Source organism: Blastopirellula sediminis, assembly GCF_020966755.1.
GTDB classification, from domain to species: Bacteria; Planctomycetota; Planctomycetia; order Pirellulales; family Pirellulaceae; genus Blastopirellula; species Blastopirellula sediminis.
On sequence record NZ_JAJKFT010000004.1, the window covers coordinates 1,273,678 to 1,292,189 of the forward strand.

Genomic DNA, 18,512 nt, shown 5'->3' on the forward strand with positions numbered 1-18,512 from the left:
GCTGGGTGCAGGTTTCGCCGGTCGCCTAACGGAGTGAAGATCTTGAACACGGATCGAATTGCCATCGCCGCTTTGTTGTCGCTTTCTCTCTCTTGGGTGAGCTTACACGCGGCCGAGCCGAATCCCAGCAAGCCGCTGGCCGAAAACATCTCGCTGCTTGACGCGACCGGCCAGATCCATCCGCTGGCGACCGTCTCCAAAAAGAAGCAGGCCCGCGTCTTCGTCTTCGTCACCGGCGAGTGCCCAATCTCCCGCAGCTACTTTCCGCTCCTTGGTCGGCTCGACAAAAAGTGGAACACGCCCGATAGCCCGGTCTCGCTGACCGCCGTCTGGGCCGACGTCACCGATACTCCGGCCGAGGTCCGCAAGTTCGCCCAAGAGTTCTCGGTCGATCTGCCGATCCTGATCGATCGCGATGGCGAGCTCGGCAAGCGTTTCCAAACCAAGTTTGTTCCGGAAGCGTTTGTGCTCGATAGCGAAGGCCAACTGGTCTATCGCGGCCGGATCGACGATATGTATCGCGAGATCGGTCGCAAACGTCCCGAAGCGACCGAGCATACGCTGGAAGACGCCGTCGCCGCGGTCGTCGCCGGTCAGCCGGTCAAGGAAGCGAAGACCGAAGCGGTCGGCTGCTTCTACGAATCATACGCTCCGCTGCCAGGCGAAGCGGCCGACGTCACCTATACCCGCGACGTAGCGCCGATTCTTTTCGCCAACTGCGTGCAATGTCATCGCGAAGGGGAGGTTGGTCCCTTCTCGCTGGTCACCTACGAAGACGCCGCCAAGCGGGCTCGCCAAATTTCACGGGTCTGCGAGTCGCGGCTGATGCCTCCCTGGAAAGTGGCTGAGCGTCACGGCGAGTTTGAAGGGCAGCGGACCCTGACCGACAAGCAGATCGAAACGCTCAAAGCGTGGGTCGCCGCCGATCGAGCGAAAGGGGACCCGGCCGACATGCCGGAACTGCCGAAGTTTCCGGAAGGTTGGTACTTGGGCGAGCCTGACTTGATCGTCGAGATGCCGATCGAGTTTGAAGTGCCGGCCGACGGCCCTGACCTCTATCAGAACTTTGTGATTCCGCTCGATGTGCCGGAAGACAAGTATGTCGCGACCGTCGAGTTCAAGCCGGGCGCCGCGAGCGTCGTCCATCACTCGCTCCTTTACCTCGACAAAAACGGCGCCGCGCGGAAGCTCGACGCTAAGACTCCAGAGCCAGGCTACGGCACCTTCGGGGGCCCCGGCTTTTTGCCGACCGGCAGCATCGGCGGTTGGTCGCCGGGCAAAACGCCGCGCAAGTTGCCGGAAGGTTTGGGACGCTTGCTCGGCAAGGGCTCGGACCTGGTGATGCAGATTCATTACCATCCGAGCGGCAAAGTCGAGAAAGATCGCTCGAAGGTCGGCATCTACTTCGTCGACAAGCCGAAGCAAGAGGCGTTCGCCCTGTGGACATCTTCCTTTCTGCATGACATTCCGCCTGGCGAAAGCGACTACAAGTTGAAAGCGGTCTACACGCTGACCGAAGACGTGACGATGCTCAGCATCATTCCCCACATGCACTTGTTGGGACAGACGATGAACGTGGTCGCCGAGTTGCCTGACGGTACGACTCGCGATCTGCTCCACATGCCGCAGTGGGACTTCAACTGGCAAGACGAATACGTCTACGCTGAGCCATTCTTCCTGCCGAAGGGAACCCGGATCGTCTCGGAAGCGACTTACGACAACTCCGAGAACAATCCGTCGAACCCCAGTTCGCCGCCGCAGCGCGTTACCTGGGGAGAAGAAACGAACGACGAGATGCTCTACTGCTTCTTCCTGGTGACGACGGAGAAGAAAGAAGTGATCGAGCCGATGGTCGTCGACCGACTGACCCGCGAAGGAATCGACCGCGCGGCGGCTCGTCTGCGGCTGAAAATGGCCTACCCCAGCGGACAGCTGAAATTATCGAAATAGACAAGGTAGGGTGCGTCTGGACGCACCACGCCCTGCTAGAATCTTAAGGTATCGATTCGCGTGGTAACGCAATTGCCTCTTTAATTGCACTACCATGCTTTGCACCTCATGCCCATCCCCGGCGCGTCCAGACGCACCCTCCCCAAGCTTCTCACAAAGGCCCCGTCATGCTGCGCAAGATTTCGGTTCCAGCGTTGTTCGCCTTGTTGGTCTTCCTTGTGGCGCCGCTGTCGGCCGAGTTGCCAAAAATCGAACGGGACGTCGTCTACGGCACGGTCGGCGACTTGAAGTTGCTCGCTGACGTTTACTCGCCGGCCGAAGAGTCGGACGAGCCGCGGCCGGTCGTCTTGTTGATTCATGGAGGGGGGTGGCGCGGCGGCAACAAGACGGCAGGGGCTGAAGTCGCCCTCGGAAATGCGCTGGCCAACCGCGGCTTCGTCGCCGTCAGCATCAGCTATCGTTTGGTCAAAGATGCCGGCAACGGCAAGTTCGTCAACCAATGGCCCGCCGCGATTGACGATTGCCGTCAGGCCGTTTGCTGGATTCGTGAGAACGCCGAGAAGCTGAACGTCGATGCGACCAAGATGGGCGCCGCCGGCGATTCGGCCGGAGGTCACCTCGTCTCGCTCCTCGGCACCACCGACGCCGCAAAAGAAGGCGAAACGTCGACCCGCGTCCAAGCGGTCGTCAACATCTACGGCCCCGGAGACCTGACGAAGGATTGGACGAAGTACGAGATCAAAGCGAACGTCGCCGTGCAGGGGATGATCGACAACTTCCTCGGCAAAGGAAACGAGGAAAACCAGAAGGCTGCTTCCCCAACGCTGCATGTCGACGACGAGAGCGCCAGCTTCCTGATCCTGCAAGGAGGAGAAGACCAACTCGTCCCGCCAGAACAGACGAAAGCGCTGCACGACGCCCTCACCAAAGCCGGCAGTTTTTCGGAGTTCGTCCTCTACGAAAAAGATGGTCACGGCTTCGGCCCAAACACGGCGCTGCGAGCGCTGGCGAAATCGATCGAGTTCTTCGAGCGTGAGTTGAAGGCGGTTCCTGCGACCAATTAGCGGCGGAATCGACGATTCTTTGGTAAGGTGCGTCCGTACGCACCATACCGAAAGATACGACCGTGGACGAGTGTTTGCCGGCAAAACGCCTGCTCGACAAACTGGCCTGTTCTTCCACAGAGGATTCGCCAGAGCGTCATGTCTTCGACCTGCCATGTCGTCCCGACGTCGGCGGGACGTTTCTCATCGTTTGGATCTATGTTCCAGTGAATAGGTTGATCCCGGCGCTGGTGGAGCGTTTGGCGAAGGATTGCGTGAAGGCGACATCGCCGCTACTAAAAGATTCGTGGCTGGCTCCCCGCTCCCATCGCGATATTCGCGGCGTTCAGATTGCGTTTGGCAATTGGGAAACGCGATACGGGAAACGGGTATGCGTTGATGTGCGGAGAGATGCCAGCGAGGAGTTGCTGAGTCAACCCTCGGCGTGGTTCGCGTCGGAGCATGTAGGTGAGGGCGTTTCCGTTTATTGGTACAAACGCACCTACTATCTGACTTCCTGTTCATCGATCTGATATAGCCAGCATATCCCATTGGATCGAAGGGCGAAGTTGAGCCCGTATAGCTGCATGGCGAACAAGCCCAGGATCAAGGCCTGCATCCCGTAAGAATCGGCAAGTCCACTGTCGAGTTGTCGCCCGATCAGATAGTTTGCGACCACTCGCAACAGCGGAGCCCAGACCGCCGCGCCGAGACAAACCGCCGTAACGTACGATCGCCGCTGCCGGTCTTTAACGCATAGCGGCAAACCAACCGCGGCAAAGCCAAAGGCGCTTGTTGCGGGAAACGCCCAGCAATCGATGAGCAACGCGACGTAACGTTGGCGGTAGTCGTCGCTCCACTCGGGGCTAGGTCGGTTCAATTCAAGAAAGAGCTTGTCCATTCCGGCAAGAAACGACTCCTTGTAGCAGGCCAGGGTGATTGCGACGCCGGCGACCATGGCGACCAGTTGCCAGATCGAAAACTTCCACCACGACCACTTCGCTTGGCGAACTACGCAAATAATGGCGACGGCGGTGTAATTGGCGATGATCGACATCAGCAGCAACTTGGCGAGCCAATGGTTATGTGGATCCCCAGGCGTCGCGCAGGAATAAGTGTTGGGAGAAAGTAAGTTCCAGGTCGAAATCGCCGCAAAGAGCATGCCCCACTTCAGCCAGAAGTTGATCCGAGCGAAACAGAAGAGGAAAGCGACGAAGCCGACTTGCGCAAAAGCCGAGACCTGAAACAGCGGCGTTTGCGGTAGAAGAAGCCAGATGGATAGGATCACAATCGCGACGATCATTGCGCCGATACGCGGCGGGAGCTTGGGAGGCGTTTCGATTGGCGATGGAGATATCATTCAGCTGTAGCGGAGAGTCGAACAGGGCTCTGATTTGACGGATTGCTGGCGTGCTCTAGTTTTGGCGCGACCGCAGCAAACTCAACTCTGCTCTCTTGTAAAAGCGATGCACCGGACCAATTCCGGATACCGGCTAGGAAATTCTAGTACTTCTGTCGGAACTTTCGCATCTCCCTGAATCGATTCAAAACCATCGCCCGCGAACAGGGCGATATTGCTGGCGAGCGCCGCGAGTAACACTTCGGCGTGAAAGCCGGTTTGATCGTTTCGGCGATAGGAAACCACCCGCTCGAAAACTTCGCGCGGCTCGGCGACATCCTCCGTCCAGTTGCGGTCGCTTCCTAAGATCGTCCAATCGCCAATCTGTTGGCAAATGACGAGGGCCCCCGGCATCGTTTGCAGATCGAGCAGCAACCGATTGGCGAGCGCCGTGGCGCTGGTGTCTCCGCCGGCGAGATACATCTCGGGACGCTCGCGGATATGTTCCAGCGGATCGACTATTTCGAGATCGGACTCGTCGTACATCGAGAAAAGATCCCCCAGATTAGTGCGGCGGCAGACTTGATTATACTTGGCTATTCTCCGTCGCCGATTTCACGCAGGGTGTCGCGTGACGAATCAGACCCAAATCCGGGGGATTCCCGCAACTCTTCCCAAACCCTCAAATTTCGCTTTAATTTCTTTCCCTGCTCGCCCCTTCATGGCTGCTTCGCATCGTGATAAATTGTCGCGATGAACGTCACCCCGATGATGCAGCAGTACCTCGAAGCGAAGGGAGTTTGCGGCGACGCGATCCTCTTCTTCCGGATGGGGGACTTCTACGAACTGTTTAATGACGATGCGAAAACTGCTGCGCGGGTGTTGGGGATGACCCTCACTAGCCGCGACAAAGGGGAAAACGCCACCCCGATGGCCGGCTTTCCGCATCATCAGCTCGACAACTATCTCGGCAAGCTGATCAATCTGGGCTATCGGGTAGCGATCTGCGATCAGGTCGAGAATCCCAAAGAGGCGAAGGGGATCGTCCGTCGCGAGATCACGCGGATCGTCACGCCGGGGACCCTAACCGACGACGCGCTGCTCGAGCCGCGGGAAAGCAACTATCTGGCCGCGGTTGCGCTGCCGGGCAAAAAGGAAACCGCCGCCGAGGTGGGCGTTGCCTGGGTCGAGATGTCGACCGGCCGCTTTTTTGCTGGGGTTTTTCCGACCGGCCGTCTCGGCGATCAGTTGGCCCGCATCGCTCCGTCGGAATGTCTTGTTCCGGAAGAGTCGAATGTCGTTCCGTCACACCTGCACGAGGCGATCCTGCTGACCTATCGCCCAGCTTGGGCGTTTGGGAAGGATGGCGCCCGGGAAGTGCTGAAGCGGCAGTTCGAGACCACAACCTTGGAAGGGTTCGGCTTCGGGGATGAGGATCAATTGGCCGTTTGTGCGGCCGGGGCGGTCCTTGAATACCTCGAAGAAACGCAGCGGACTTCGCTTCACCATATCGAGCGTCTGACGCCGTATCGCGCCAACTCGACCCTCGAAATCGACGAGGCGACCCGCCGTTCGCTGGAACTGACCCGCACGATGCGTGATGGTCGCCGCGACGGATCGCTGCTCGGCGCGATTGATCGCTGCGTGACGGTGATGGGAGGCCGACTCCTCGGCGATTGGCTCTCGAACCCGCTGACCGATCTGGAAGAGATTCAGCGCCGTTTGGACGGGGTTGAAGAGTTGGTGCAAGAGCCGGCGCTGGCCCGTGATCTGCGTGAGAGCTTAAAGGACGTTTACGACCTGGAGCGTTTGCTGGCCCGCGTGATGACCGGTCGCGCTTCGCCCCGCGATTTGGGTTACATCTGCCGGACGCTCGAGCGTTTGCCCCATATCAAAGCGAAGATCACCTCGCGCCGCAGCAGCATGTTGCGGGTGCTGGAGGAACGGCTCGATCTTTGCCCCGAGATCCGTGCGCAACTGAGCGCGGCCCTCGATGAGAGCTTGCCGATCTCGCCGCGTGATGGGGGCGTCATCCGCAACGGTTTTCATTCTGACCTCGATCACCTCCGCGGTTTGGCGGCCGGCGGCAAGCAGTGGATCGCCGAGTACCAGAAGAAAGAGATCGAGCGGAGCGGCATCGCCAACTTGAAGGTCGGCTTCAACAAGGTGTTCGGGTACTACCTGGAAGTGACCAACGTCAACCGCGAGCGGATCCCGGTCGACTACATCCGCAAACAGACGCTGAAGAACGCCGAGCGTTACGTCACGCCGGAGCTGAAAGAGTACGAAGAGAAGGTCCTCTCGGCCGACGAAAAGGCGAAGGACCTGGAGTACGACCTCTTCGTCCAACTGCGCGACGCCGTTCAGGCCGACGCCAAACGAATTCAACAAACCGCCGACGTGCTGGCGAACTTGGACTGTTTGTTGTCGCTCGCCGAACTGGCCCGCGAACGCAACTATTGCCGTCCGCAGGTCGGCGAGTCGTCGGTGCTGCGGATCCTCGACGGTCGTCACCCGGTCCTCGATCTGAAAGAGATCGAAGGGGGCTTCGTTCCGAACGACGCGCAGCTCGACAACGAGTCCGGCTTCATCGGCCTGATCACCGGCCCGAACATGGCCGGTAAGAGCACCTACATTCGCCAGGTGGCCCTCATCTCGCTGATGGCGCAGATGGGAAGTTTCGTTCCGGCTCGTGAAGCGCAGCTGGGGATCGTCGATCGGATCTTCGCCCGGGTTGGCGCCAGCGATGAGTTGTCGCGCGGGCAAAGTACCTTCATGGTCGAAATGACCGAGACGGCTCGCATCTTGAACACGGCGACCGATCGCAGCCTGGTGATCCTCGACGAAATCGGCCGCGGGACGAGCACCTACGACGGCGTTTCGCTCGCCTGGTCGATCGTCGAGTACCTGCACGATAAGATCGGCTGCCGCACGCTGTTTGCGACCCACTATCACGAGCTGACCGACCTAAAGAGTTCGCTCTCCGGCGTCATCAACTTGAACGTGGCGGTCAAAGAGTGGGACGACAAGGTGATCTTCCTGCATAAGATCGTCTCCGGCGCCGCCGACAAGAGCTACGGCATCTATGTCGCTCGTTTGGCCGGCGTTCCGCGCGAAGTGAACGAGCGGGCCAAGCAGATTTTGAATCAGCTAGAATCAGAGCATCTCGACGGCAGCGGCAACGCGAAGATCGCCGTCAAGAAGGATCGGCGCCCGAAAAGCGACCTGCAGCTGAGCCTGTTCGGTCCGCACGAGCATCCGCTGCTAGAGAAGCTGCGTGAGGTCGACGTCGACGACACGACCCCGCTGCAGGCGCTGCAGATGTTGCAGGCCTGGAAAAAAGAATTGAAAGAAGAGGGAGTTCACGGTGGCTAGTTTTGCAGAACGATTGGCGACGGCGGTCCGGCAAAAAGGGACTCCGACCTTGGTCGGAATCGATCCCCGCTTTGAGCAACTTCCTCCCTCGCTGCAAACTGACAGCTCGCTGGCCGGTCAGGCCGCGGCGTTCGAGAAGTTCTCGTGCGAGTTGATCGACGCGATCGCCGACCTGGTCGCCGTGATCAAGCCGCAAGCGGCGTTCTACGAACAGCTCGGCCCGCTCGGCATGGCGGCGCTGGCGAAGACGGTCAGCTATGCCCGCGAAAAAGGGCTGCTGGTGATCCTCGACTGCAAGCGGGGCGATATCGGCAGCACCGCCGAAGCGTACGCCAAGGCCTACCTCGGCGACGTCAGCGCCTGGGGCGCCGATTGCTTGACGGTCAGTCCTTACCTGGGTGACGACAGCCTGACGCCGTTCGTCGATCAATGCACCGCGACCGACTCCGGCATCTTCGTGCTCGTGAAGACTTCCAATCCGGGAAGCGGCACGCTGCAGGACCTGTCGATCGACGGCAAGACGATCTATCGACGGATGGCCGAGCACGTTGAGTCGCTCGCCGCGGCGACGAAAGCGCCGGGTCAGCAATATGGCGCCGTTGGGGCGGTTGTGGGAGCGACCTATCCGGAGCAGCTTTCGGAACTGCGGGAAGTGATGCCGTCGGCGTGGCTGTTGGTGCCGGGCTTCGGCAGCCAAGGGGGCGGGCCGAAGGATGTCGCCGCGGCGTTTGACGCCGATGGCCTCGGGGGGCTGATCAACAACTCGCGCGGGCTCAACTTCGCCTTCGCGAAAGAGCCGTACAAGTCGACCTACGGCGCCGCACGTTGGCAAGACGCCAGCGCGGCCGCGACGCGCGACATGATCGCAGCGTTGGCCGCCGAAACGACTGCCGGGCGATTGGCCTAAGGCTAGTCTTTGAATCGTATCGGATGGTGCGGTCCCGATTCTGTGGGGCCGCCCGTTGTGCTGAATTCGCCGCTTCTCGGCGAAACTCACTAGCGCGTTCTCAGCTGGCACGCTTTGTAATCAAGGTCACACCTGCGCCAGAAAATTGCGCAGAGTTTTACGAACGATTGCGATGCGCCTAGATAAAAGCCGGTGCTTCTCTGGTTTCTCATTAACGGACGATTGACCGCATCAGGCGTCAAAAAGCGGGAGACAAGGGGGGCGAAACCATCGTCTTCAACCACATCTTTCGCTCGAAGTCAAAAAAAATGTCGAAATAATTGCGAGTGATGATCAGGGGGGACAGAGAAGAAACGGGCAAAACTGCGCGTTTATTTCCAACTGCTGCAAAGCCCATGCTTCTATCACGATCGCGATGAGAAGGCGTAAATCCCTATCAGCCTCGCGTATTTGATCATAAGCGACTTTTGATAGGCTACGCCTCGCCGGGATGCAGATTTAGAGATGAAGAAAGATATTTTCCTGACGTCATGTTACGCAAAAGCGGCCCCCCAATCGGCAGTATAGATGCGTTTAAATCCCGTTCGTATTTTATCGTCTGCCCTCACAGTTGCAGCGTTTCCCCATCATGCCCACGCTTGCGAAACAACCGCCTAGCGCACGTGCGACAGGCGTCAACGTAATTATTTCCAAGTCTTAGGGGACGCTCACAATGCAGATTTCTTGGTTCGGCGGTCGTCGCCGTAGCGCTTTCACTCTGGTCGAGTTGTTGGTGGTCATCGCGATCATCGGCGTCTTGATCGCCTTGCTGCTGCCGGCCGTTCAACAGGCCCGCGAAGCGGCTCGTCGCATCAGCTGCACCAACAACTTGAAGCAGTTGGGCCTGGCGATGCATAACTATCACGACACCTATCAATCGCTGCCGGCCGGGCAGACGAACATGGGGCTGATGTCTTCGGACCCGATGAGCGGCGGCATGCAGGACAATCCGGCGGAATTCCCGCAGGGTGGGACCTGGTTCCAGGCGGTTCTGCCGTTCGTGGAACAAACGGCGATGGTCGATTTGATTCGAACCGAAATGATGACCATGCCGATGCGTCAGGTGAACGCGACGGTCCGCAACACGGTGGTTCCGGGATTCGTTTGTCCTTCCGATCCAAATGGCGGCAAGGTCGGCGCTTTCGGTTTCCAGGGAAATTATCTCGGTAGCTGCGACGTTCAAGTGCCGAACGCCGGTACCGTTCATGCGGCGAACCGGGTGGCCGGTCTGTTCTTCGTTCGCTCGCATATCAATTTCCGCGACATCGTTGACGGTACGACGAACACCGTAATGATGGGCGAATGCGTCCAAGGGGCTCCGGATGCGGCGGGGGCTTCGCAGTACGACGATATCGCCAGCTATTGGGACGGCGCCAATCTTCAGGCGGTCTTTACCGCCGCTCCGTGGTACGGCTTCAATAACTCCGTTCCGGACCTCGCTGGGCCGAATGGGTGTATCCCGCCGGGAAATCAAGTCGCCAAGAAACCTTGCAATCCCGGTCCGGGTTCGGCTTCGTGGTACCTGCTCCGCAGCTATCATCCGGGCGGCGTGATGGTAAACCGAGCTGACGCTTCGGTTTCGTTCCTCCCCAACACGATGGATGCGACGCTGTTTTCGAACTATATCAATCGAAACGACGGCAACGTGGTCGCCGCATTCTAGTTCCTGTTGGACGAGAAGCTCTTGTCCGCTGGATAAAACGAAATCGTCGCAGCGATCAGCCTGCGACGATTTAGGCGTTTCTCCCCACGGGGAAATTGCCAATGGCCTGGCGTGAATTGCTCGCTATTGGGGCGACATTCGCGCAATAACAATTGCAGGTTGCTTTAGGGGTACATCTAAAATGAAATTATATAAGACATACGTTGCGTTAGTACTGGTCGTCGCCTCTGTCGGCGCGATCGGCTGTTCTCGAGGTCCTGAGATGATTACCGTCGTCGGGACCGTGACGCTCGATGGCGATCCTTTGCAATCGGGTTCGGTAATCTTTTCGCCGAAGGCTGGCGCGGTTAATGATGCGACGTCCGGTCAAATTATTGACGGCAAGTACGAGTTGGACTGCGTGCCGGGCGAAAAGAACGTCATGGTGACGGGTACGACAGCGAGCAAAAAGATGGCGCCGTTTCGCTACCTTTCTCCTTCGGCGGAACTGACCGCCAGCGTTGAGAGCGGCTCCGAGCAGATGGAGTTGAATCTCGCCCTCTCCTCCAAGTCGACTCGCCGCGGTCGTTCGCGTTAAGCGTAGCGACGCTTTCAGTTGGTAGAATAAAAAAGGGAAGCGGCGAGTTTCGCCGCTTCCCTTTTTTCGTAGCGGCAATGATTACTCGCGGGTCGAGATGCAGGCGAGTCCCGTAAGTCCTGCCCATCCGGCCGCCAAGCAGAGAGCTCCGAGTCCGGAGAAGATCGCAAGCAGCGGTTGGTCGAAAACCGCGGAGGAGGCTAAGCCGAAGCAGTAGAAAATTACGCCCGCGGTGAAAGCGCCGCCGCTGATCCGCGAAACGAGTCGATTGCGCCCCGATGCGGCCGGAATCAAGCCGAGTGCAAGCATTGCGAACGACGCGTAGGTCAGGTTCCGCACTCCCAATTCGTAGTGCTGCCAACGCTGCTCGCTGTAATCGCGGTCGAGGTCGCTGATGACCAGTTTCTTCGGAGCGAGTACGTTTCCGTCTTCGTCCCTCTGTTCTGGAATTTCGACCGCTTTCGCAACCAACTCATCATCGAGTTTCGCTTTAACGCTCGGCTCAAAAACAAGTCCGACGAGTACCGCCGTCAGTCCGAAGAGGCTTCCGGCGATGAGATTGTACCGCAACATGCTTAGCCCTTAGTGAAGCTGGCCCTTGGTAAAGATGGATAGCGTAGAAGGGGCGTCTCTATTGTAAGTTGTTTGATGGATTTTGGTAGTACTGAATTGAACGTTTGCGATTAGATGTTGGGTGAGAGGGTTATACTGGATGTTATAAAATGTCGCGACAATTTAAGATTTGTCGCCTAACGTGTTTCGCCCGCTAAACGCTGCTGTGGGGCCAGTTTCTCGCGCTGGACGCCCTTTTTGCGGCCGTAGGCCGCGACGCAATTCCGCCCCAATTTCGCAGTTTTCTGAAGTACACTAGCGGGTAGCGGACGTTTCTGTCTCAGAGTCGACTATGCGGACTGCCTCCCGGTCGGTGTTCGTTCCTTTGTTGAACTGCGCGGCGAGGGACGTTCTAATGTTCGCTCCCCCAATTGCATTGCCCCCCGCTGGAGTTTCTCGTATGCACTTCCGGTACCTTCCGGCAGCCGCGCGACTGTTGGTTTTGGTCGTCGTCGCCGCGTTGTCGTTCGTCTCTTCGTCGCTGGCGCAAGGACGTGGTCGCCCACCGGCGCAGACTCCGCCGGAGCCGACGACCCTGGATCCGCGCTTGCTAAAGTTCCAGAAGGAGTTCGTCGAGAAGGCGGAAGACCTGGGAGACGAGTACGCTCGTAAACAGGAATGGGGTAAAGCGAAAGCGGTCTTCACCGAGATCCTGAAGCTGGCGCCGCAGTACAAAACGGCCCAGGACAAGATGGACGCGATCAATCGCAACTTGATTGGCTCGAATCGGAAGACCGTGACGATCGCGGCCAGCGGCGATTGGCGCGACACCGGCATTAACGTCAGCAAGGGGGCGCTCCTCAAGATTGCGGCCGAGGGAAAGTGGACCTTCGTTTTTGAGGGTGACGCTGACGGCATTGAGCCTCCGCGCGAACTGCGCGACATCAAGCTGGGAAGCCTGGTCGGGTATATCGCGATACCCGGCGATAAGAAGCCGCAACCGTTTATGATCGGCAAGTCGAAAGAGTTTAGCGCTCCGGCGACTGGACGTCTGTTCCTGAAGATGTTCGACATCGACAACTCGGATAATCAGGGAACGATGACGGTCGAAATCGGCGGCGAGTTCGAATAAGATTCCGACATGAGTGAGCAACCTGTAGAAGGCGCCGGCGGAATCGCTACGTTCGGACGCTGGGCGGGACTAGCGACTGCAATCGCGTTCATCGTCTCGCCGAGCTTCGGCTGGCAATTGCATCCGGTCGATCCAAAACTGAATTACATGGCGGGGATCGCTGCGCTGATGGCGATCTGGTGGTTGACCGAGGCGCTGCCGATGGCGGCGACGGCGCTCGTGCCGCTCGCGCTGATGCCGCTGTTTGGAATCGCGTCGATGGCCGACGTTTCGGCCAGCTACGGCAGTCGCTTCATCTACTTGTTCCTGGGCGGCTTCCTGATCGCCTTGGCGGTGGAAGAAAGCGGACTCCATCGCCGTTTAGCTCTTTCGATCGTCTACGCGATGGGAGACAAGCCGCGGCGAATCGTGCTCGGCTTCATGATTGCGACGGCGGCGCTGTCGATGTGGATTTCCAATACGGCGACCGCGCTGCTGATGCTGCCGATTGCGGCGAGCATTTTGACGCGCGTCGACGCGGGGAAGATGTCGCTGGAACGTCGCGTCAATTTGGGAGCGGCGCTGATGCTGGGAATCGCCTACGCGGCGAGTATCGGCGGGGTGGCGACGATCGTCGGCACGCCCCCCAACGTCGCCTTCGCGAGTTTTTACGCAACCGAATACCCAAACGGAGAACCGGTCAGCTTTTTGAGCTGGATGTTGGTCGCGACTCCATTCTCGATCGCCTTTCTCGCGATCGGCTGGTGGATGATGACCTATTGGATTTTTCCGTGCGGGTCGGAAGCGTCGATCGGCGGTCGTTCGGTCATTCGCGAGGAACTCGACAAGCTCGGCGCGATGGTGGCGGCCGAGTGGCGCGTCGGAGCGATTTTCCTGATCACCGCGCTCCTCTGGATCATGCGCGAGCCGGTGAAAGGTTGGGGCTGGGGACCGCTACTACAGAACAAGTTTGTCGACGATGGAACGGCGGCGATCTTCATGGCCCTCTTCTGTTTTCTACTCCCCAGCGGCAAAGAGGATGGCAGTCGGCTGCTGAATTGGAAATCGACCGCCAGGATTCCGTGGGGCGTGTTGTTGCTGTTCGGCGGCGGTGTGGCGCTGGCCGGCGGCCTGGAGGATACCGGGCTCGATCGTTACCTCGGCGATTTTCTCGCCACGACGATGCGCGGACTGCCGCCGGTGGTGATGGCGGCTCTGACCGCCAACGGTATGATCTGGCTGACCGAGTTGACCTCGAATCTGGCCAGCGTGCAGATGCTGAATCCGATTTTGGCCAGCACGGCCGACGAGTTGCAGGTGAGTCCGCTCCTATTGCTGATTCCCTCGACCTTGGCGGCCAGCTGTGCGTTTATGATGCCGGTCGCGACGCCCCCGAACGCAATCGTCTACAGTTCGGGCCGGGTGACGATGCGGCAGATGGTGAAGGCCGGGTTCCTGCTGAACCTGGTTTCGCTGGCCCTGATCATCCTGGTCATCTCGACGATCGGACCCCTGATTTTCGAGTCGCTGACGATGTAATCTCCGCCCAGTTGGGGGCGAATTTGTCGCCCGGGCGATGCGTTGGTATCCTAGAAAGTTCAATGTCCCCCGCTTCTTCCTACCCTTGCTGTGAGAGTTGGTCATGAAACGCGCCATCTGTCTTTCCTTTTTCGCTCTATTGGCCCTTGCGGTGGTCGCTATGAATTCTCGTTCGAACGCCGAAGAAGCGGCGAAACCGGAAAAGCTGCTGCGTCACGTCGTCTGTTTCAAGTTCAAGGAAGAAGCGAAGCCGTCGGACAAGAAGGCGGTCGAAGATGCGTTCGCCGCGCTGCCGAGCAAGATCAAGCAGATCTCCGACTTTGAATGGGGAACCAATAACAGCCCCGAAATGCTTGATCAGGGTTACACCCATTGCTTCCTGGTCACTTTCAAGAGCGAAGCCGATCGCGAAGCGTATCTGCCGCACCCCGCACATAAAGAGTTCGTCGAGTTGCTGCTGCCGCACTTGGAAGAAGCGTTCGTCATCGACTACTGGGCTACGAAGTAACTCGCCATGCGACCAACAGGTTCCGTTCAATTTGACAACTCCGGTCGCGTCGTACTCGTCACCGGAGGCGCCGGAGGTATTGGTCTGGCGATCTGTCAGGCCTTCGCCGCTTCCGGCGCGACCGTTTACGCCGTCGACGTCTCGCAGCCCGAAGGGGAATTGCCGGCCAAGCTGATCTCGGGAGACGTCTCTAATCGGGACGATTGTCGGCGCGTCATTGCGCAGATCGTCGTAGAAGCGGGCGCCGTCGACGTGCTCGTCAACAACGCCGCGATCCAGCCGCCGGCCTCGTACAAGCCGATCGACGAATTGCCGACCGAAGTTTGGGACAAGATGGTCGCGATCAATCTTTCCGGCTACGCCTATATGGCGATGGAAGCGGCCGCCGTTATGCGCAAGCAGCACAGCGGAGTGATCGTCAATATGGCGAGCGCGCAAGGTCACCGTACCGCGCGCGAGGTCCCTGCCTACGGCCCGATCAAGGCGGCCAATCTGATGCAGGCCAAACAGTGGGGAGTTGAACTAGCGCGAGAAGGCGTGCGGGTCGTATCGGTTTCTCCCGGGGCAGTGGGAACACCGCTGTTGCGGGCTTCGCTCGCCCAACAAGGGGGCGAGGAATCGCTGGCGAACCGACATCCCTTGGGACGAATCGCCGAACCGTCTGAGATTGCGGCGGCCGTCCTCTGGTTAGCGAGCGACGGAGCCTCCTTCGTTACCGCTACAGATCTCGAAGTCGATGGCGGATTGGGCGCATTTGCCGCATTTGCTGACCCTTTTTCTGTTACCACCATGCCTGGTAAGAACGACTGCTGAAATCGGCACAGCCGGCGCCACCAGCATTCGGGCGATCTTAATATTCGGTTATGCCGTCTCTGCCCGATGATCGCGACATGACGAGATTGATTGTTCTTCTCCCTATGTCGCGGATGGCTGAAATGTCGATGTTCCCAAATAAGATTGCTAGCACGGTTGCAGCGGGCCTTTTGCTCTATGGTGTGACGACGTTCGTTACGCCAGTGGAGGCCCAAGAAACCTACTTCAGCAGCTATGCGGCCGAGCAATACTCAGCCCCGCCGCAGGATGACTTTAGTCGCCGGCTGATGGACCTTGAGCGTCGGATCGATCAACTGGATGCGGCCCCGCCGCAAGCCGGACCGATGTCGCCGCCGATTCCCGGCAGCGCGATGCCGAACATGCAAAACATCCAAAACGTGCCGACGACCAACGTCTCGCACCTGATGGAACGGATCGAGCGGTTGGAAGCGGCTCAAACGGCGCAGTCGGCCAACTTGGCGAAGGCCATGGCCGAATACGAACCGCCGAAGAAGCCGACCTTCAAAATCGGCGGCCGCGTCCACTTCGATACGTGGGATTTCCCAACCAACACGCCGGGGATCGGCTACTTCGAGAATCCGACGACTGGCGACGATCCGCAGAACCGTTGGGCGTTCCGCCGCGTTCGTCTCGAAACGAGCGGCGATATCTTCGAGACGATGTTGTGGCGCATTCAAGTCGACTTCGCCGATCCGAGCGAACCGTCGATCAAAGACGTTTACATCGGCTGGGACGAACTGCCGGGCAACACCACGGTGCTGCTGGGTAACCAAAAGCGTCCGCTCGGTTTGGATCACTTGAACAGCTCGCGTTACAACATCTTCATGGAACGTCCGCTGGTGATCGAAGCGTTTAACGAAGACGCTCGTCGTCTCGGCCTGTGTGCGTACAGCTATTCGGACGACCTGGTCTACAACTGGCGGTACGGCATTTTTAACTTAGAAAACGTATCGCAGAGCGGCGCCTACATTGGCGATGCGTTCCAGGGAAGCGGCAACGCTCGTCTGGCGAGCAGCCCCTGGTACGACGATTCGTCGGACGGCCGCGGTTGGTATCACTGGGCGATTGCCGGTATGGTCGCCAATCCGGACGGCGACGCGTTGTCGAACGCCCCGCACAGCAATCAGGCCCGTTTCCGTACTCGTCCTGAAGCTCGCACCAGCAGCCGTTGGATCGACACCCGTACGATCGCCGATTGCCACTGGTACGAAGTATTGGGCGTGGAATCGATGTTGAACGTCGGCGCCTGGAATTTCTGCGGCGAATACCAGGCCAACTTCCTGCAACGCGACAATGGACGTTCGGACGCCACCTTCCATGGCGGTTATCTGCAAGTCGGCTACTTCCTGACCGGCGAACACATGGTCTTGGATCGCAAGAGCGGTACGCTCGATCGCGTTCATCCGTATGAAAACTTCTTCCTGGTGCCCGATTGCTACGGCGGTTGCGGCGGCGGCTGGGGCGCCTGGCAGGTTGCGGCTCGCATCTCGTATCTCGATCTCACCGATCAGGATATCCAGGGCGGTCTCGAGACCAATGCGACGCTCGGCCTGAACTGGTTCTGGACCTCGCACTCGAAGATGCAGTTCAACGCCATCTACGGCGACATCAGCGAACACGCTCCGGTGAATGGATACACGGGAGGCAACTTCTGGATCCTGGGTTGCCGCTTCATGGTCGACTTCTAATCGGTACCAGTAACCTTACTTCCTAGATAACCATCGCTGCGGCGAAATGATAAAAGGACGAGAAATGATGCGACGGATTGCGATCTTCATGTTGTCGGCCGTGTTGGCGGCCGCCGCCGGTACGACCTACGGGGGCGAAATGATGGGAGGCGGCTGCGGCCGTCCGACCGCTCACGGTCCCTGCTGCTGCGAACATCCCTGCGTCGAGTGCGCTCCCTTCTTGCTGAAGAAGTCGTGCGAAGACGAAACGAAGCATTGCTGGACGACTCGCTGCAAGCAAGTCGAAATCCCGCCGATTCGATTCCCCTGGGAAAAGTCGGATTGCTGCGGTTGCGAGCCGCCGCTGGTGAAGTGCGGCAAGGTTCGCACGGTCAACCAACTGTGGCAGAACGAATACAAAGAAAAGGCGCCGAAGTACGAATGGATTCGGACTTGCTTGAAGTCGTGCGTCCCTGCCTGCCTCTCGCCGTCGGAACCATGTGCTCCGACTGCTGAGCCGGCCGTCGATCCGGGCCTTCCGCCGGTTCCGCCGGTTGTGGAGCCTCCGGTCAGCGCCGGGGTGATTCCGCCGTACGACATCCTGCCGAGCGGCTATATCGTTCCGATCCTTTTGCCGGCCCCGACCAACTAACGCCTACCTAATGCGGCGATGAGATAGGCTTGCCTTCCCGACCAGTGGTCGTCGAAGGGAAGCCTATTCGTCGTTAAAAAAATTAACATCGGAAGAATTCATCTCTGGGGGAATCTTGCCGATATCTCTTTATGAACATTGAGTTGCGCCGCTTCGTATCCACTCTATGGGCGGAAATCAGACTTGACTTTCCAGCGCCTAGAGACGTAAATTTCTATACGTGATGTTGGCGGGATACCTTGGGTAGTCCCCCATTTTTCGGTCCAATTAACGCGAAAAGAAGGGGAGCCCAATGAGACGCGACGTTCGTCACTCTCGTTTGTCGATCGCTCCCCTCTTTTTCATGTTGCTGGCGATGGTCGTTGGTACGGTCGCCCCTCCTCGTTCCTTGGTCGAACAGGAAACGGAAACCTCGCGAGAGGTCGAAGTCGTCCTGGTTGGTCAACTCGTTTCGAGCGAGTTCCGACCGAAAATCGCCTCGGGCGATCGATCCGCCGACGTTCTTTCGGCGCCCCTGCCGGGCCGCATTTCGCGGACGGCCTCCAAGGCAATTCGCGGTGAGCGAAGCGCTTGGAATGGGATAGGCGCTGCGCTTCGGCTCTAAGCCTGCGCTCATTCTTGCCCCTCTCTGGGCTCTCGTTTGATTGTTGATTCAAACGTCCTTGTTTTCGTATTCGTCCGCCGCTGCGCGCTTGTCGAATGAACCGTAGGTTCCGCCCGGTTCCGGCGTGCGTCGGCGCGAATTCCAAGTCTTAG

General features: G+C 58.8%; 16 protein-coding genes. 13 read left to right on the top strand and 3 right to left on the bottom strand.

All coding sequences use genetic code 11. The annotated features are described in order from the left end of the window. Nucleotides 1–42 precede the first annotated feature (42 nt). Nucleotides 43–1,950, top strand: coding sequence for a redoxin domain-containing protein (locus LOC68_RS08890; protein WP_230217842.1), 1,908 nt, complete (start codon nucleotides 43–45; stop codon nucleotides 1,948–1,950). Nucleotides 1,951–2,117: 167 nt separating this feature from the next. Then, complete coding sequence (locus LOC68_RS08895) at nucleotides 2,118–3,014, top strand: alpha/beta hydrolase (RefSeq protein ID WP_230217844.1); 897 nt, start codon at nucleotides 2,118–2,120, stop codon at nucleotides 3,012–3,014. Between the two features lie 484 nt (nucleotides 3,015–3,498). Here the strand turns inward: LOC68_RS08895 and LOC68_RS08900 are convergent, their stop codons facing one another. Together LOC68_RS08900 and LOC68_RS08905 are read right to left on the bottom strand one after the other, a co-directional pair. Next, complete coding sequence (locus tag LOC68_RS08900) at nucleotides 3,499–4,296, bottom strand: hypothetical protein (protein ID WP_230217845.1); 798 nt, start codon at nucleotides 4,294–4,296, stop codon at nucleotides 3,499–3,501. A 138-nt stretch (nucleotides 4,297–4,434) separates the two neighbouring features. Beyond that, nucleotides 4,435–4,878, bottom strand: coding sequence for a hypothetical protein (locus tag LOC68_RS08905; RefSeq protein ID WP_230217847.1), 444 nt, complete (start codon nucleotides 4,876–4,878; stop codon nucleotides 4,435–4,437). A 207-nt stretch (nucleotides 4,879–5,085) separates the two neighbouring features. Here LOC68_RS08905 and mutS point away from each other — a divergent pair, with 207 nt between their 5' ends. The 4 genes from mutS to LOC68_RS08925 all read left to right on the top strand — a co-directional run bounded on the left by mutS (nucleotide 5,086) and on the right by LOC68_RS08925 (nucleotide 10,893). Further along, the gene (gene mutS, locus LOC68_RS08910) at nucleotides 5,086–7,707 is read left to right on the top strand and encodes a DNA mismatch repair protein MutS (RefSeq protein WP_230217849.1); all 2,622 of its coding nucleotides are present in this window, start codon (nucleotides 5,086–5,088) and stop codon (nucleotides 7,705–7,707) included. Further along, nucleotides 7,700–8,614 (top strand): orotidine-5'-phosphate decarboxylase, encoded by a 915-nt coding sequence (pyrF, locus tag LOC68_RS08915; RefSeq protein WP_230217851.1) that lies wholly within the window; start codon nucleotides 7,700–7,702, stop codon nucleotides 8,612–8,614. The genes mutS and pyrF overlap by 8 nt, the downstream gene beginning before the upstream one ends. Nucleotides 8,615–9,326: 712 nt before the next feature. Further along, nucleotides 9,327–10,316 carry a DUF1559 domain-containing protein gene (locus tag LOC68_RS08920; protein WP_230217853.1) on the top strand — a complete coding sequence of 330 codons (990 nt, stop codon included), beginning with the start codon at nucleotides 9,327–9,329 and terminating at the stop codon, nucleotides 10,314–10,316. Nucleotides 10,317–10,578: 262 nt separating this feature from the next. Further along, nucleotides 10,579–10,893, top strand: a complete 315-nt coding sequence (locus LOC68_RS08925) for a hypothetical protein (RefSeq protein WP_230217855.1) — start codon at nucleotides 10,579–10,581, stop codon at nucleotides 10,891–10,893. Between the two features lie 81 nt (nucleotides 10,894–10,974). Here the strand turns inward: LOC68_RS08925 and LOC68_RS08930 are convergent, their stop codons facing one another. After that, on the bottom strand, nucleotides 10,975–11,466 hold the full coding sequence (locus LOC68_RS08930) for a DUF423 domain-containing protein (RefSeq protein WP_230217857.1): 492 nt from the start codon (nucleotides 11,464–11,466) through the stop codon (nucleotides 10,975–10,977). 439 nt (nucleotides 11,467–11,905) lie between these two features. Here LOC68_RS08930 and LOC68_RS08935 point away from each other — a divergent pair, with 439 nt between their 5' ends. From LOC68_RS08935 to LOC68_RS08965, 7 genes are all read left to right on the top strand, one after another. Further along, the gene (locus LOC68_RS08935; RefSeq protein ID WP_230217859.1) at nucleotides 11,906–12,577 is read left to right on the top strand and encodes a hypothetical protein; all 672 of its coding nucleotides are present in this window, start codon (nucleotides 11,906–11,908) and stop codon (nucleotides 12,575–12,577) included. Between the two features lie 9 nt (nucleotides 12,578–12,586). Then, nucleotides 12,587–14,095, top strand: coding sequence for an SLC13 family permease (locus LOC68_RS08940; protein ID WP_230217861.1), 1,509 nt, complete (start codon nucleotides 12,587–12,589; stop codon nucleotides 14,093–14,095). Between the two features lie 160 nt (nucleotides 14,096–14,255). After that, a complete protein-coding gene (locus LOC68_RS08945; RefSeq protein ID WP_230217862.1) occupies nucleotides 14,256–14,603 on the top strand; it encodes a Dabb family protein in 348 nt (115 codons plus the stop codon). 6 nt (nucleotides 14,604–14,609) lie between these two features. Beyond that, complete coding sequence (locus LOC68_RS08950; protein WP_230217863.1) at nucleotides 14,610–15,416, top strand: SDR family NAD(P)-dependent oxidoreductase; 807 nt, start codon at nucleotides 14,610–14,612, stop codon at nucleotides 15,414–15,416. A gap of 122 nt (nucleotides 15,417–15,538) precedes the next feature. Beyond that, nucleotides 15,539–17,125 (top strand): OprO/OprP family phosphate-selective porin, encoded by a 1,587-nt coding sequence (locus tag LOC68_RS08955; protein WP_230217865.1) that lies wholly within the window; start codon nucleotides 15,539–15,541, stop codon nucleotides 17,123–17,125. Between the two features lie 64 nt (nucleotides 17,126–17,189). Beyond that, a complete protein-coding gene (locus tag LOC68_RS08960; RefSeq protein WP_230217867.1) occupies nucleotides 17,190–17,756 on the top strand; it encodes a hypothetical protein in 567 nt (188 codons plus the stop codon). Nucleotides 17,757–18,048: 292 nt separating this feature from the next. Beyond that, a complete protein-coding gene (locus tag LOC68_RS08965) occupies nucleotides 18,049–18,360 on the top strand; it encodes a hypothetical protein (RefSeq protein WP_230217869.1) in 312 nt (103 codons plus the stop codon). The last annotated feature ends 152 nt before the right edge of the window (nucleotides 18,361–18,512 follow it).

Coding starts and splice junctions, on each gene's coding strand:
- LOC68_RS08895 (WP_230217844.1), top strand. CDS start 2,118: ATGCTGCGCAAGATTTCGGTTCCAGCGTTGTTCGCCTTGTTGGTCTTC.
- LOC68_RS08900 (WP_230217845.1), bottom strand. CDS start 4,296: ATGATCGTCGCGATTGTGATCCTATCCATCTGGCTTCTTCTACCGCAA.
- LOC68_RS08905 (WP_230217847.1), bottom strand. CDS start 4,878: ATGTACGACGAGTCCGATCTCGAAATAGTCGATCCGCTGGAACATATC.
- mutS (WP_230217849.1), top strand. CDS start 5,086: ATGAACGTCACCCCGATGATGCAGCAGTACCTCGAAGCGAAGGGAGTT.
- LOC68_RS08920 (WP_230217853.1), top strand. CDS start 9,327: ATGCAGATTTCTTGGTTCGGCGGTCGTCGCCGTAGCGCTTTCACTCTG.
- LOC68_RS08925 (WP_230217855.1), top strand. CDS start 10,579: ATGATTACCGTCGTCGGGACCGTGACGCTCGATGGCGATCCTTTGCAA.
- LOC68_RS08930 (WP_230217857.1), bottom strand. CDS start 11,466: ATGTTGCGGTACAATCTCATCGCCGGAAGCCTCTTCGGACTGACGGCG.
- LOC68_RS08935 (WP_230217859.1), top strand. CDS start 11,906: ATGCACTTCCGGTACCTTCCGGCAGCCGCGCGACTGTTGGTTTTGGTC.
- LOC68_RS08940 (WP_230217861.1), top strand. CDS start 12,587: ATGAGTGAGCAACCTGTAGAAGGCGCCGGCGGAATCGCTACGTTCGGA.
- LOC68_RS08945 (WP_230217862.1), top strand. CDS start 14,256: ATGAATTCTCGTTCGAACGCCGAAGAAGCGGCGAAACCGGAAAAGCTG.
- LOC68_RS08950 (WP_230217863.1), top strand. CDS start 14,610: ATGCGACCAACAGGTTCCGTTCAATTTGACAACTCCGGTCGCGTCGTA.
- LOC68_RS08955 (WP_230217865.1), top strand. CDS start 15,539: ATGTCGATGTTCCCAAATAAGATTGCTAGCACGGTTGCAGCGGGCCTT.
- LOC68_RS08960 (WP_230217867.1), top strand. CDS start 17,190: ATGATGCGACGGATTGCGATCTTCATGTTGTCGGCCGTGTTGGCGGCC.
- LOC68_RS08965 (WP_230217869.1), top strand. CDS start 18,049: ATGAGACGCGACGTTCGTCACTCTCGTTTGTCGATCGCTCCCCTCTTT.